The organism is Embleya scabrispora, assembly GCF_002024165.1.
GTDB classification, from domain to species: Bacteria; Actinomycetota; Actinomycetes; order Streptomycetales; family Streptomycetaceae; genus Embleya; species Embleya scabrispora_A.
The window spans coordinates 2,395,805-2,408,266 of the sequence record NZ_MWQN01000001.1; the positions used below are offsets into that span (position 1 = coordinate 2,395,805).

A 12,462-nucleotide genomic window follows, 5' to 3' on the forward strand; every position below is an offset into this window, starting at 1 on the left:
GCCGAATCTTCACGCGGCCGACACATGATCTACGCGCGTAGGCAGTAAAGTCCTTTCATGTCCAGCAGTCACCCGAACACGCCCGCTGTCTCGCCCACGGTCGAACAGATCCGGCGTGCCCCCAAAGTCCTGCTCCACGACCACCTAGACGGTGGGCTGCGTCCCGCCACGATCATCGAACTCGCGGCGGCCGTCGGCTACGACCGCCTGCCCACCACCGACCCCGACGCCCTCGGCACCTGGTTCCGCGAGGCGGCCGACTCCGGTTCGCTGGAGCGCTACCTGGAGACCTTCGACCACACCGTGGCGGTGATGCAGACCCGCGAGGGCCTGTTCCGGGTCGCCGCCGAATGCGCCGAGGACCTGGCCGCCGACGGCGTGGTCTACGCCGAGATCCGCTACGCCCCCGAGCAGCACCTGGAAGCGGGCCTGACCCTGGACCAGGTCGTCGAGGCGGTCGACGAGGGCTTTCGCGAGGGCGAGCGCCGCGCGGCGGCGGCCGGCAACCGGATCAAGGTCGGCGCGCTGCTCACCGCGATGCGGCACGCGGCCCGCTCGCTGGAGATCGCCGAACTCGCCAACCGGCACCGCGACCTGGGCGTGGTCGGCTTCGACATCGCCGGGGCCGAGGCGGGCTTCCCGCCCACGCGCCACCTGGACGCGTTCGAATACCTCAAGCGCGAGAACAACCACTTCACGATCCACGCCGGCGAGGCGTTCGGCCTGCCGTCGATCTGGCAGGCGCTCCAGTGGTGCGGCGCGGACCGGCTCGGCCACGGCGTGCGGATCATCGACGACATCACGGTCAAGGACGACGGCAGCGTCGAGTTGGGCCGACTCGCGGCGTACGTGCGCGACAAGCGCATCCCGCTGGAGATGTGCCCGACCTCGAACCTGCAGACCGGCGCCGCCTCGTCGTACGCGGAACACCCGATCGGCCTACTGCGCCGGTTGTATTTCCGGGTCACGGTCAACACCGACAACCGCCTCATGAGCGGCACGTCGATGACCCGGGAGTTCGAGCACCTGGTCGAGGCGTTCGGCTACGGCCTGGACGACCTGCAATGGTTCACGGTCAATGCGATGAAGAGCGCGTTCCTGCCCTTCGACGAACGCCTCGCCATGATCAACGGGGTGATCAAGCCGGGTTACGCCGCGCTCAGGTCGGAATGGCTGTTCGGCCGGAGCTGAACCGCCCGGGCGCGCCCGCCCACCCGCCTCGCGGGCGCGCCCCGGACCTCGCCGGCTCGGGACGAACGGCCCGGCCCGTCGCGAAGGGGGCGTTTTGCGCATTCCGCATCCGGTTCGCTACCTTGCGGTCTCACTTCGTTACGGGGTGTATCCCGCCCCGCCCGAATCGAGAAACCGAGGATGCACATGCGATCGGTAACGCGTAAGGCGGCCGTCACGGCCGGGCTCGGCGCGGCAATCGCCGCCGGCGCGGCGGGTTCCGCGAGCGCCACGGCCGTGACCGACCTGGTCGACGAGTTGGCTCCGGCCGCTTCCACCGCGCAGGCGGCCATGCCGGACGCCGCCGCGCCGTTCCCGCTGACCCAGGTCACCGACAGGCTTCCCGTCGGCCAGGCGCTCACCCCGGGCCATGTCCCCCTCGACGGCGTGGCGAGCGGCGTGGCGGGCGGCGTGGCGAACAGCATGGCCCGCGACATGGAGCAGAACATGGGCGACATGGCGGCGCAGAGCGGCCCGGGCAAGGGCGGTCTGGGCTCGCCGCTCAACGCCCTGCCCACCGACAAGCTGACCGGCGCGGGCGGCACCTCGCCGCTGTCGAGCCTGCCGCTGTAGGTCACCGCACCGGGTTCGCCTTCGCCGCCGAGCCGGGTCGTCGCCGGGGAACCCGTCGAATCCCGCCGTCGCACGAGCCGTGTCCATCGCGTATCGATCCTGCGCGAGGACACGGCATCGTCATATCCGGGCGGCGGCGACGGTCGGCCCCACCGCGCCGCCGCTACAGCGAGTCGTACATGTCCTTCGCCACATCACCCAGATAGGGCCCGGTCATCGTCCGCGACCCGGGGGTGGTCACCCCGAGCGAGACGTTGCTGACCAGCCGCAACCGCCCGTCCACCTCGGTGAACCAGCCGCCACCGGAGGACCCCCCGGTCATCGTGCAGCCCATCCACAACATGTCCGGCTGCGGCCAGCCGTCCTCGCGGAAGTCCGTGGTGGGCGACGAGCACGTGTAGAGCGCGGTGCCGTCATAGGGGGTGTCACCCGGATAGCCGAACGACTGCACGCGAAGATGCCGGGGAGCGTTCCAGTACACGTCCGCCCCGGGCCCCACCGCGTCCTCCAGGGTCCTGCCCCCGCGCGAGTCGACGATGAAGGCGCCGTAGTCGTACGGCGACGCGCTCGCGTCCTTGCCGTTCGGATCCGCGTTCTGCGCCCAGTGGTTGCTCACCGTGGTGCGCCGCGCCGGCCACCGCCCGTACGGTTCGCGCTCGGCCTGGGTGCGGCCCGCGCCGTTGTACCCGGGGACGAAGGTGACCCGGTCGTAGAAGTCCCCGTCGCGCCCGCCGTGCAGGCAGTGCGCCGCCGTCCACACCATGTTGCCGCTCGGGTGGTGCACCACGGTGCCGCTGCACTCGGCGACGCCCTCGGGCGTCCGGAAGAAGATCTTGCCGCGTATCGCCACCTCGGGCCGGGTGTACGGCGAGGACACCCGGCGCGCCTCGATGGTCGGCGGTTGCCGGTAGTCCGCGGCGGGGCTCTGCTCTTCCCGGTCGGGCAGCTGCGGTGCCGGCTGACCCGGCGTGATCTCCGCGCCGCGCGGCTTGGCCTCGTCCTGCCGGTCCTTGTCCCAGAAGCCCCGGGTGTCCTCGACGTCGCTGTCGCTGTACTGCCTGGAGTTCATCGCCTGCGTGCGCCCGGCCTCGACCGCCAGGGTGCCGCTCAGCACCAGGCCCACCAGCGTGACCAGCACGCCGGCGAACACCGACACGGTGACGATGAGGTTCTTGTTGTGTGTAGTACCCGGTTGCATGTCCCCGCCCCCCGACCGAGCGCCCGGCCCGGAGCCTCTCGGTCCCATCGGACCGCCCGATCGACCTGCCCGACCTTCCGTTGATCGGATGATAGGCGCCGGCACGACCGGGGCGGGCGGCGTCCCGGTGGGCTCAGTCCTCGGGAAGCAGGATCCACAGCGCGATGTAGAGCAGGAACTGCGGACCCGGCAGCAGGCAGGAGAGCAGGAATGCCACCCGCACGGTGGTGGGCGACCAGCCCCAACGGCGGGCGATGCCGGCACAGACGCCGGCGATCCGGCGGCCGTGGCGCGGGCGGGCGAGCCTGGGAGCGGTGATGGTGCTCATGACGGTCCTCCTCGATCCGGCGACGTCGGGAACGTCGCCGTCCTTCGAAGGTAGGCCGGTCCCGGCCCGGGCACATCCGCCGCAGGACCCGGCCGGTCATCCGCCCTGGGGAGTAAGGGTCTTCCCGGAGGGGCGGGCGCCCTGCGGCCAGTCCTTCTCGAACGCCGACGGCGGGCCGCTGGGCTTGGTGCCGATCGTCGGGGCCGCCGTGCTCTTGCGGCTGATGTCGAGATAGCTCTCGCACCGGTACTGCTCGGGCGCGGTGCGTCTGCCCGCGAGCAGCACCGTGTTGCCCCCGGACGCGCTCTGCAGCGTGCAGACCACCTGGCCGAGCGCGATGGTGGCCAGCGCGGCCAGCGGCGCGTCCAGCCGGAACAGGGTCGGCGGATCGCCCTCGCGCCGATCCGCCGCGACCAGGCCGCCGGCCGGCAGCGCGGTGGTGTACCCGTCCAGCGCCTCGGCGTCGTTGGGGCCCAGATGCAGTTCCTCCAGGAGCTGGTTGACCTGATCGGTGCGCGGCCGGTCCGGGACCGCCTCGCTCGGTCGCAGCTGGAGCCGGCCGGCCCTGGGCAGGGCCTGGAGCCGGTTGTCCTTCACCAGATACACGATGTGCCGCTCCGAGCCCGGCAGCTGGTTCTGTACGGACGGCGCGGTCCGGTTGGCCGGCTTCCCGGCGCCGACCGGCCCCTCGGTCGGTCGGATCCCGCAGGAGGTGAGCGCGGCGAGCACGCCGGTGGTCGCGAGGATCGCGATCGGAAGCCGCCGCCCGGATCTCAACGCACGCCTCCTCGCTCGTCCCTGCCACCGGACGAGACATCACCGAGATCCGCGTCGGCCCGTTCGGCCCGAGCGGTACGACCGCTGTGTTCGGCGTCCTCGGCTTCGAGGTCGGCATGCACCCCGTCGTCCTCGACACCCTCGTCCGGGTCGATTATCTCTTCGAGCTGCGGCGGCACCAGCGGCAGGCGCAGTGTGAACTTCGCCCCACCGCCGGGCATGTTCGACGCGAACGCGGTCCCGCCGTGGATGCGCGCGTTCTCCATCACGATGGACAGGCCCAGACCGCTGCCCTCGGAGCGGGCCCGCGAGCTGTCGGCCTTGTAGAAGCGGTCGAACACGTGCGGCAGTACGTCCTCGGGGATGCCCGGACCGGTGTCGGAGACGTCGATCACCAGGTCCTCCTCGATCGGCGAGTCGATCAGGCCGGGCACCGCGAGGCGCGGCTCGCGGTGGATCTCCACGGTCACCGGGGAGCCGCCGTGTCGCAGCGCGTTGCCGACCAGGTTGGAGACCATCACGTCCAGTCGGCGCGGGTCCACCCGGGCCAGGATGCCGCGCGGGGCCCGCAGGTCCACCGCGTCCATCCAGGCCCGCGCGTCCAGGCACGCGGTGACCAGGTCGGTGATGTCCACCTCGTCGGCCACCAGCGCGGCGGTGCCCGCGTCGAAGCGGGAGACCTCCATCAGGTCCTCGACCAGTGTGGCGAGGCGTTCGATCTCGGCGACCACCAGGCGCGCGGCCGGCGCGCCCTGCTCGCCGAGGCTGTCCGCCTCCTCCTCGAGCAGTTCGCTGACCGCGGTCATCGCCGCGAGCGGGGTGCGCAGCTCGTGGGAGACGTCGGCGACGAAGCGGCGCGAGGAGGACTCCAGGGCGCGCAGTTCGGCGACGCTGCGCTCCAGCTTCTCCGCGGCGTCGTTGAAGGTCCGGGACAGGTCGGCGAGTTCGTCCGAACCGCGCACGTCGAGCCGGGTGTCCAGGCGCCCCGCGCCCAACTCGCGCGCGGCGAAGCCGAGTCGGCGCACCGGGCGCAGGATGTGCCGGGCGGCGAACAGCGCGACCACCGCCGCCGCGCCGAGCGCGAGCAGGGTGCCCACGATCAGGTAGCGGGCCAGCGAGTTGAGGTCGGCCTGTTCGTCCTTGAGCGACTTGAACATGTAGCCGGTGGGGCCGTTGGGCACCACCCGGGTGCCGCCGACCAGATACGGCTGTCCGTCGATGTCGATCCGCTGGAAGTACATGTGGAAGCCGCCGTTGTCGTCGGCGGTCTGCACGGTGCGCTGAAGCTTGGCGGGTACCCGCTCCAGCGGGAAGCGGGAGGGGTTGGAGGCGACCGGGCGACCGTCGGCACCGACCAGGACCACCGAGTAGCCGAAGCTGCTCTCCCGCATCTGGTCCACGGCGGGCCCCAGGTCGGCCTGGTCCGGATTCTCCCGCAGTCCGGCCGAGACCCGGCCGAGGTTGTCCCGGAACTCGGTCAGTACCGAGTCCTGCGCGCGCTCCAGCACGGCGTTGCGGGTCAGCCAGTAGGCGATGCCGGAGGCGGCCACCGCCGCGATCAGCGCGACCAGCGCGAACGCGACGAGCACCCGAAATCGCAACGAACGCAGCTTCAGGGTCGGGGCGACCCGTCGGACGAACCTGCGGACGAGGGGCGGACGGGCCGTCACTGGGGCGGATCGAGGCGGTAACCGACGCCTCGGACAGTGCGGATGAGCGTCGGCGCGGACGGGGTCTGCTCCACCTTGGCGCGCAGCCGCTGCACGCACGCGTCGACCAGGCGCGAGTCACCGAGGTAGTCGTGCTCCCACACCAGGCGAAGCAGTTGCTGGCGGGACAGTGCCTGGCCCGGGCGCCGACTCAGCTCGACCAGCAGGCGCAGCTCGGTCGGGGTGAGCTGAAGCTCCTCGCCGGCCTTGGTCACCGTCATCGCGTTGCGATCGACGACCAGGTCGCCGAACACCGACGCGTCGGACACCTCGCGCTCGCCGCGGCGCAGCACCGCGCGGATCCGGGCGTCCAGCACCCGCGGCTGCACGGGCTTGACCACGTAGTCGTCGGCGCCGGACTCCAGGCCGACCACCACGTCGATGTCGTCGTTGCGCGCGGTCAACAGGATGATCGGCAGCGAGTCGGTGCGGCGGATCCGCCGGCACACCTCGAACCCGTCGATGCCCGGGAGCATCACGTCGAGCACGATCAGGTCGGGACGCTGCTCGCGCCACCGCTCCAGACCGGCCTCACCGGTGGCCGCGGTGACCACGCGATGGCCCTGGCGCCCCAGGGCGAGTTCGAGTCCGGTGCGTACGGACTCGTCATCCTCGATAAGCAGCAGGTAGGGCACGCAGGCCATTGTGTCTGACGTCACGGCTGGGAAGAACACGGGGAGCCCCCTTCCGGTTCGCCGCCCGAGGTCGCTGTTGCATACCTGTGACAGCTCGCCGACCTGACGATGAAGCCCGCCCAGCAGTCTGTACATCGTGAACGAGCGCCGAGCCGGGGGAGAAGTCATGCAGACCAGGACGCAGTCGCAGGTCATCCGCAAGGACAACCGTCGTACCGTCGTCGCCCTCGCCCCGCTGCCCGGGAACGCGCGTAGCGCCGTATGCACGGAGAGTGTCGACGACGAGTTCACGGCGTACGTCAGGGAGCGCCGGTCGGCGCTGTTCGCCACCGCGTACCACCTCACCGGTGACCGCAACGAGGCCGAGGACCTGTTGCAGAGCGCGCTGATGAGCACGTACCAGGCGTGGGGTCGGATCCAGGACAAGGCCGCGCTCGGCGGCTACCTGCGGCGGACGATGACCAACCTGCACATATCCGCCTGGCGGCGGCGCCGGATCAACGAGTACCCCTCGGAGGAGCTGCCCGAGCGTCCGGACGGTTCGGACTCGATGGGCGACACCGAGCTGCGCGCGGTGTTGTGGCGGGCGCTGGCCAAGCTGCCCGAGCCGCAGCGCACGATGCTGGTGCTGCGCTACTACGAGGGTCGGACCGACCCCGAGGTGGCCGAGGTGCTGGGGTGCAGCGTCGGCACGGTCAAGTCGAGCATCTGGCGCGCGCTGCGCCGACTGCGCGAAGACGACGCGCTGAGCTTCGGCGCGGACGAGGCCTTCGCCGAGCTGGTCGCCTGAGCGCACCGCTCTTCTCGCTTCTCCGCGCTTTTGGTGCCCGGCCGGGTGCGGTCGCTCGCTCGCGTGCGGCTTCCGGTCCCGCCGCTGTCCTTCCACTGTGCAGTTGTTCCGCGTTCGTGCGGTTGTCCGTGTCGTCGTCCACATGGCCGGCGGCCGGGTCGATCCCGTTCGCTCCCCCGGTCATGTCGGTCTCATCGGCAGGGACGGCGATGGGGCTGTGACGGTTCCGTCGAATTTCCGTCGGGTTCGATGCGGATCCGGGACATCGGCGCGCGGGGCGCCGAATTGCGTTCGGCGTAGTCGAGTGGCTACGTTGCGTGGTCAAGCCCCAGTCGACCGGGAAGGGCCACCCCCATGTCCTCCGTTCTCCGCACCGTGATCGCCGCGACCTCCCTCGGCGCCGCCGCCACGTTCGGCCTCGCCGGGAGCGCCACGGCGTCGGTCCTCGCGCCCGAGGCGCTGTCGCGGCCCGACGTGGCCGCGGCCGGCACCGGTGCCGGCGCCGCGACCGAGGCGGTACTCGGCGTCGTACAGCGCGCGCAACTCAATCCGATGAACGGCGGCGGCCTGAACCCGCTGTCCAACAGCGTCGGCACCGACGTCGGCGACATGCCGGTCGGCTCCGACATGGTCACCGGCGACCTGGCCCGGGGCATGACCGTGCAGCAGGCCCTCGACAAGCTCTGAGTCGTCCGCGTCGGCCGCCGGGCGCCGCCCCCGGGGGCACTCTCCCGCCGCAGCGCCGAGGCCCGTCTACCCTGAGCCGCGAACACGGCCACGGGGAGGCATTCGGATGCGGCGGGAAACGGATCGTCTGCGGGAGCCGGCGGCATGGGCGCTGGTCGGTTTTCTGGCACTGCGGTTGGCGGTCGACGCGCTGCGCGTCCTGTTCGGCGTCGGATCGGGCGTGGACGGCTTTCGGGCGCGCGCCTACGGCGGCCAGTCGACGCTGCTCGACGCCCTCGCTCCGGTGCTGCTCGCCGCCGCGGTGCTCCTGGTGACCCATGCCGGACGGCCCACGCCGCACGCTCGGGCGATCACCCGAACGGCGCTCGGGGTGCTCGCCGTACAGGGGATCGTGGGGCTCACCGCGGCCCTGGGCGCACTCGCCTACGACGGCGGCGGCTTCGCCCACATCCCGGCCGGGGCGCGGGTGGAACAGAGCGCGCTGAACGTGGGCGTGCTCGTGTTGTTCGCGCTGTGCGCCTACTTCCTGATCGTGGTGCTCGGCGCGCCGAGCCCGCCGACGGTCACCCGCGGCCGCTCGCTACCGCCGCAGGAGTGGCCCTCGTACGGACAGGACGCGACCGCCGCCGGGCAGCCGGTCGCGAGCCGGCCCGCGCCGACCGGGCAGTATCCGGCGACCGGGGCGCACACCGCCGCCACGACCGCCGTCGACGCCGGCTCGACCGGCGGGACGGCCGCGATGCCTCCGCGACCGACGGCCCCGCCGCCCGTACAGGCTCCCGGGCGGACCGACGCGTGAGCGCCGGAGTCGGGACGGAACCGGCGGAGGGCATCCCCGCGCCGCCTCGACTGTGGCGGTCGCGCCGCCGGTTGCGCGCCCTCGGGCGCGGTGTGGTCGGCCTGCTCTTCGCCGGCGCCGTGCTGGTGACCGGTGCCCGGCTGCTCGTCTTCGACGCGATGTGGCCGGTCGCGATCGTCACGGTGTTCGCCCCCTACGCGGCGGCGGCCTCGGTGGTCGTGTTGCTCGGGGCGGCCCTGGTGCGGATGCGGATCACCCTGCTCGTCGCGCTGGGCCTGGTGGTCGTCCACACCCTGTGGATGTTGCCGCGCCTGACCCCGGCCGGCGCACCCGCTCCGGGCGGCACCCGGATGCGGGTGATGACCGCCAACGCCTACTTCGGCACCGCCGACGCGGCGCGGATCACCGCGCTGGTGGTCCGCGAGCGGGTGGACGTACTCGCCGTGCAGGAGTTGACCCCCGAGTCGGCGGCGGCCCTGGACCGGGCCGGACTGACCCGGGAGCTGCCGTTCGGCGCCGGTCACGCGGAGCCCGGCGCGAGCGGGCTGGCGATCTACGCACGCCGTCCGCTGACCGACGCGCGGCCGTTGCCGGAGCGGACCACGATGCCGATGCCCGGCGCCACCGTGGAGATCGACGGGCACCGGATCCGGCTCCAGGGTGTGCACACCATCCCGCCGATGCGCGGGCAGGCCGGGAAGTGGGCGCACGACATGGACGCGCTGCGCCGCGAGGCGGAGCGCCGCACCCTGCCGACGGTGTTCCTGGGCGACTTCAACGCGACGCTCGACAACGCCTCGTTCCGCGCGCTGACCGACACCGGGCTGCGGGACGCGCACGAGGAGCGCGGGCGTGGGTTGACCCGCACCTGGCCGATGGCCCACTTCCACGGGCTGCCGCCGCTGTTCGGGATCGACCACGTGTTGGTGGCGGGCGGCATCGACGTGGTGTCGGTGTCCGAACACCGGGTGCCGCGCACCGACCACGCCGCGGTGATCGCCGAACTGGCCCTGCGCTGAACTGCGCCGGCGCGCGTCAAGATCCCGTCAGGAACGCCCCCACCTGCGTCGACGCCGCGTCAAGAGGGCGGGGCGGGCGGCTTCGGGGGCCTAGCGTCGGTGTCGAGGGGCACCGTGCCTCACGCACTTTCGAGGATTGATCACATGTCCGCTCTGCTCGCCGTCTTCGCCGTCGTCGTGATCGCCCGCGTCCTGGCCACGTGGACGTTGTCCGGGTTGTTCGCCCGGCGTCCGGCCGGTTCGGCCGACCCGGCGACGGGCGGCGGCACCCGCGCCGACAGTGTGCTCGCCGCCTGAGAGCCGATCGCGCCCGACACGAAACGAACGGCGGGGCCGTCACCCACGTGGGTGACGGCCCCGCCGCTGCACGCGCCTTCGGAACGCGGGCCGCCGGTCCGCGAACCGCGCGTCAGTGTCCGGTCGGGTGCCAGACCGTGCGGATCTCGGTGAACGCCAGCATGCGCGCGGTGCCCGGGTCCGCCGTCCAGTCCGGCTCCTTGGCCCCGGGGCGCAGCACCCGCTTGAGGTTGTCCGCCGCCGCGATCTCCAGGTCGCGCGCCGACGCGACGCCCGCGTCCGGCGCGACGCCGGTCAGGTCGATCGCGTTGACGTCCTGGTGGGACGCGAGCGTCGGGGCGATCTCCGCCGGGTGCCCGGTGAGGATGTTGACCACCCCGCCGGGCAGGTCGGAGACGGCCAGGACCTCGGCGAAGGACAGCGCGGGCAGCGCCGAGGCGCCGGCCGCGAGCACGACGGCGGTATTGCCCGTGGCGATCACCGGCGCGACCGCGCTGGTCAGGCCGAGCAGCGAGGAGCGCTGCGAGGCGATCACCGCGACCACGCCGGTGGGCTCGGGCGTCGACCAGTTGGCGAACGGCCCGGCGACCGGATTGGCGCCGCCGGCGACCTGGGCGAGCTTGTCGGTCCACCCGGCGTACCAGACCCAGCGGTCCACGGCCGCGTCCACCGCCGCGAGCGCCTTCGTACGGTTGATCCCCTCGGCGGCGGCGACCTCGGTCGCGAACTGCTCGCGCCGACCCTCCAGCATCTCGGCGATCCGGTACAGGATCTGGCCCCGGTTGTACGCGGTGGCGCCCGACCAGCCCGGGAACGCCTTGCGCGCGGCGACCACCGCGTCGCGGGCGTCCTTGCGGCTGCCGCGCGGGGCGTTGGCCAGGGTCCGGCCCTTGCTGTCGGTCACCGCGTACACCCGCCCGCTCTCGGACCGGGGGAACTTGCCCCCGACGTACAGCTTGTAGGTCTTCAACACCTCAAGGCGCTCAGACATCGAGGTAGGCCTCCAGCCCGTGGCGGCCACCCTCGCGGCCGAAGCCCGACTCCTTGTACCCGCCGAACGGCGAGGCCGGGTCGAACTTGTTGAACGTGTTGGTCCACACGACGCCCGCCCGCAGCCGCTGCGCGGTCCACAGGGCCTTGGCGCCCTTCTCCGTCCACACCCCGGCGGACAGGCCGTACGCGGTGTTGTTGGCCTTCTCCACGGCCTCGGCGGGAGTGCGGAAGGTCTGTACGGTCAGCACCGGGCCGAAGATCTCGTCCCGGGCGATCCGGTGCGCCTGGGTGACGCCGGTGAACACCGTCGGCGGGAACCAGAAGCCCTTGCCCGGCAGCTCGCCGGCCAGGGACCAGCGCTCGGCGCCCTCGGCCTCGCCCGCCGCGACCAACTCCTGGATGCGGGAGAGCTGCGCGGCCGAGTTGATCGCGCCGACGTCGGTGTTCTTGTCCAGCGGGTCGCCCACGCGCAGCGTCTTGATCCGCCGGGTCAGGCTCGCGAGCAGTTCGTCGGCCACCGACTCCTGCACGAGCAGTCGGGAGCCGGCGCAGCAGACCTGGCCGCCGTTGAAGAAGATGCCCTCGACGATGCCGTCCACGGCGGAGTCGATCGCCGCGTCGTCGTAGACGATGTTCGCGGCCTTGCCGCCCAGTTCGAGGGTGACCCGCTTGCGGGTGCCCGCGATGGTGCGGGCGATCTCCTTGCCCACGGCGGTCGAGCCGGTGAACGCGACCTTGTCCACGTCGGGGTGGGCGATCAGCGCGCGCCCGGTCTCCCCGGCGCCGGTGACGATGTTCACCACGCCGTTCGGCAGCCCGGCCTCGACGCAGATCTCGGCGAAGCGCAGCGCGGTCAGCGGGGTGGTCTCGGCCGGCTTGAGCACCACGGTGTTGCCGCCCGCGAGGGCCGGCGCCACCTTCCAGGCCAGCATCAGCAGCGGGAAGTTCCACGGGATGACCTGACCGGCCACGCCGATCGGCCTCGGGTCGGGCCCGAAGCCCGCGTGCGCGAGCTTGTCCGCCCAGCCCGCGTAGTGGAAGAAGTGCGCCGCGACCAGCGGGATGTCCACGTCGCGCGACTCGCGGATCGGCTTGCCGTTGTCGATCGACTCCAGCACGGCCAACTCGCGCGCGTGCTCCTGGATCAGTCGGGCGATCCGGAACAGGTACTTGGCGCGCTGCGCGCCGGGCAGCGCCGACCACGACTTGAACGCCTTGCGCGCGGCCTTGACCGCGCGGTCCACGTCCGCCTCGCCGCCGACCGCGATCTCGGCCAGCACCTCCTCGGTGGCCGGGTTCACCGTCTTCAGCCGGCCGCCGTCCGTCGCCTCGGCGAAGGCGCCGTCGATGAACAGCCCGTACGCCGGGGCGATGTCGACGATCGCGCGCGACTCGGGCGCGGGCGCGTACTCGAATGGGTTGCCCAT

Annotated in this window: 14 protein-coding genes; 7 read left to right on the top strand and 7 right to left on the bottom strand. The window is 72.3% G+C overall.

What is annotated here, in order from left to right:
- Positions 1 to 57: 57 nt before the first annotated feature.
- Both B4N89_RS10390 and B4N89_RS10400 read left to right on the top strand, forming a co-directional pair.
- Positions 58 to 1,191, top strand: a complete 1,134-nt coding sequence (locus B4N89_RS10390; protein WP_078975601.1) for an adenosine deaminase — start codon at positions 58 to 60, stop codon at positions 1,189 to 1,191.
- Between the two features lie 186 nt (positions 1,192 to 1,377).
- Positions 1,378 to 1,803, top strand: a complete 426-nt coding sequence (locus B4N89_RS10400; RefSeq protein ID WP_101897046.1) for a hypothetical protein — start codon at positions 1,378 to 1,380, stop codon at positions 1,801 to 1,803.
- Between the two features lie 163 nt (positions 1,804 to 1,966).
- Here B4N89_RS10400 and B4N89_RS10405 read toward each other — a convergent pair whose 3' ends face one another.
- From B4N89_RS10405 to B4N89_RS10425, 5 genes are all read right to left on the bottom strand, one after another.
- Positions 1,967 to 3,001 carry a trypsin-like serine peptidase gene (locus tag B4N89_RS10405; protein ID WP_078975604.1) on the bottom strand — a complete coding sequence of 345 codons (1,035 nt, stop codon included), beginning with the start codon at positions 2,999 to 3,001 and terminating at the stop codon, positions 1,967 to 1,969.
- Between the two features lie 133 nt (positions 3,002 to 3,134).
- Positions 3,135 to 3,329, bottom strand: coding sequence for a PspC domain-containing protein (locus B4N89_RS10410; RefSeq protein ID WP_078975605.1), 195 nt, complete (start codon positions 3,327 to 3,329; stop codon positions 3,135 to 3,137).
- A gap of 96 nt (positions 3,330 to 3,425) precedes the next feature.
- Complete coding sequence (locus B4N89_RS10415; protein ID WP_078975606.1) at positions 3,426 to 4,106, bottom strand: hypothetical protein; 681 nt, start codon at positions 4,104 to 4,106, stop codon at positions 3,426 to 3,428.
- Entirely contained in the window at positions 4,103 to 5,716 is a 1,614-nt protein-coding gene (locus B4N89_RS10420) for a HAMP domain-containing sensor histidine kinase (protein ID WP_321170722.1), read from the bottom strand. Before B4N89_RS10420 ends, B4N89_RS10415 begins: the two co-directional genes overlap by 4 nt.
- Positions 5,717 to 5,772: 56 nt before the next feature.
- Complete coding sequence (locus B4N89_RS10425; protein WP_174861367.1) at positions 5,773 to 6,450, bottom strand: response regulator transcription factor; 678 nt, start codon at positions 6,448 to 6,450, stop codon at positions 5,773 to 5,775.
- A 166-nt stretch (positions 6,451 to 6,616) separates the two neighbouring features.
- Between B4N89_RS10425 and B4N89_RS10430 the strand changes: the two genes are divergently transcribed.
- The 5 genes from B4N89_RS10430 (at position 6,617) to B4N89_RS49730 (ending at position 10,042) form a co-directional block, all read left to right on the top strand.
- A complete protein-coding gene (locus B4N89_RS10430) occupies positions 6,617 to 7,240 on the top strand; it encodes a SigE family RNA polymerase sigma factor (protein ID WP_078975608.1) in 624 nt (207 codons plus the stop codon).
- A 354-nt stretch (positions 7,241 to 7,594) separates the two neighbouring features.
- Positions 7,595 to 7,927 (top strand): hypothetical protein, encoded by a 333-nt coding sequence (locus B4N89_RS10435; RefSeq protein ID WP_078975609.1) that lies wholly within the window; start codon positions 7,595 to 7,597, stop codon positions 7,925 to 7,927.
- A 106-nt stretch (positions 7,928 to 8,033) separates the two neighbouring features.
- Positions 8,034 to 8,726 carry a hypothetical protein gene (locus tag B4N89_RS48930; RefSeq protein WP_143657921.1) on the top strand — a complete coding sequence of 231 codons (693 nt, stop codon included), beginning with the start codon at positions 8,034 to 8,036 and terminating at the stop codon, positions 8,724 to 8,726.
- Positions 8,723 to 9,745: an endonuclease/exonuclease/phosphatase family protein gene (locus B4N89_RS48935; RefSeq protein WP_143657922.1), complete on the top strand. Its 1,023-nt coding sequence runs from the start codon at positions 8,723 to 8,725 to the stop codon at positions 9,743 to 9,745. Before B4N89_RS48930 ends, B4N89_RS48935 begins: the two co-directional genes overlap by 4 nt.
- A 144-nt stretch (positions 9,746 to 9,889) precedes the next feature.
- Positions 9,890 to 10,042: a hypothetical protein gene (locus tag B4N89_RS49730; protein WP_161500686.1), complete on the top strand. Its 153-nt coding sequence runs from the start codon at positions 9,890 to 9,892 to the stop codon at positions 10,040 to 10,042.
- A gap of 112 nt (positions 10,043 to 10,154) precedes the next feature.
- Here B4N89_RS49730 and B4N89_RS10445 read toward each other — a convergent pair whose 3' ends face one another.
- Positions 10,155 to 11,033 (bottom strand): aldehyde dehydrogenase family protein, encoded by an 879-nt coding sequence (locus tag B4N89_RS10445; RefSeq protein WP_078979257.1) that lies wholly within the window; start codon positions 11,031 to 11,033, stop codon positions 10,155 to 10,157.
- Positions 11,026 to 12,462: an aldehyde dehydrogenase family protein gene (locus B4N89_RS10450; protein ID WP_078975611.1), complete on the bottom strand. Its 1,437-nt coding sequence runs from the start codon at positions 12,460 to 12,462 to the stop codon at positions 11,026 to 11,028. The genes B4N89_RS10445 and B4N89_RS10450 overlap by 8 nt, the downstream gene beginning before the upstream one ends.

Excerpts from the sequence above, each read along its gene's own strand:
- B4N89_RS10390 (WP_078975601.1), top strand. The coding sequence starts at position 58 with ATGTCCAGCAGTCACCCGAACACGCCCGCTGTCTCGCCCACGGTCGAA.
- B4N89_RS10430 (WP_078975608.1), top strand. The coding sequence starts at position 6,617 with ATGCAGACCAGGACGCAGTCGCAGGTCATCCGCAAGGACAACCGTCGT.
- B4N89_RS10410 (WP_078975605.1), bottom strand. The coding sequence starts at position 3,329 with ATGAGCACCATCACCGCTCCCAGGCTCGCCCGCCCGCGCCACGGCCGC.
- B4N89_RS48930 (WP_143657921.1), top strand. The coding sequence starts at position 8,034 with ATGCGGCGGGAAACGGATCGTCTGCGGGAGCCGGCGGCATGGGCGCTG.
- B4N89_RS10400 (WP_101897046.1), top strand. The coding sequence starts at position 1,378 with ATGCGATCGGTAACGCGTAAGGCGGCCGTCACGGCCGGGCTCGGCGCG.
- B4N89_RS10450 (WP_078975611.1), bottom strand. The coding sequence starts at position 12,462 with ATGGGCAACCCATTCGAGTACGCGCCCGCGCCCGAGTCGCGCGCGATC.
- B4N89_RS49730 (WP_161500686.1), top strand. The coding sequence starts at position 9,890 with ATGTCCGCTCTGCTCGCCGTCTTCGCCGTCGTCGTGATCGCCCGCGTC.
- B4N89_RS10435 (WP_078975609.1), top strand. The coding sequence starts at position 7,595 with ATGTCCTCCGTTCTCCGCACCGTGATCGCCGCGACCTCCCTCGGCGCC.
- B4N89_RS10445 (WP_078979257.1), bottom strand. The coding sequence starts at position 11,033 with ATGTCTGAGCGCCTTGAGGTGTTGAAGACCTACAAGCTGTACGTCGGG.
- B4N89_RS10405 (WP_078975604.1), bottom strand. The coding sequence starts at position 3,001 with ATGCAACCGGGTACTACACACAACAAGAACCTCATCGTCACCGTGTCG.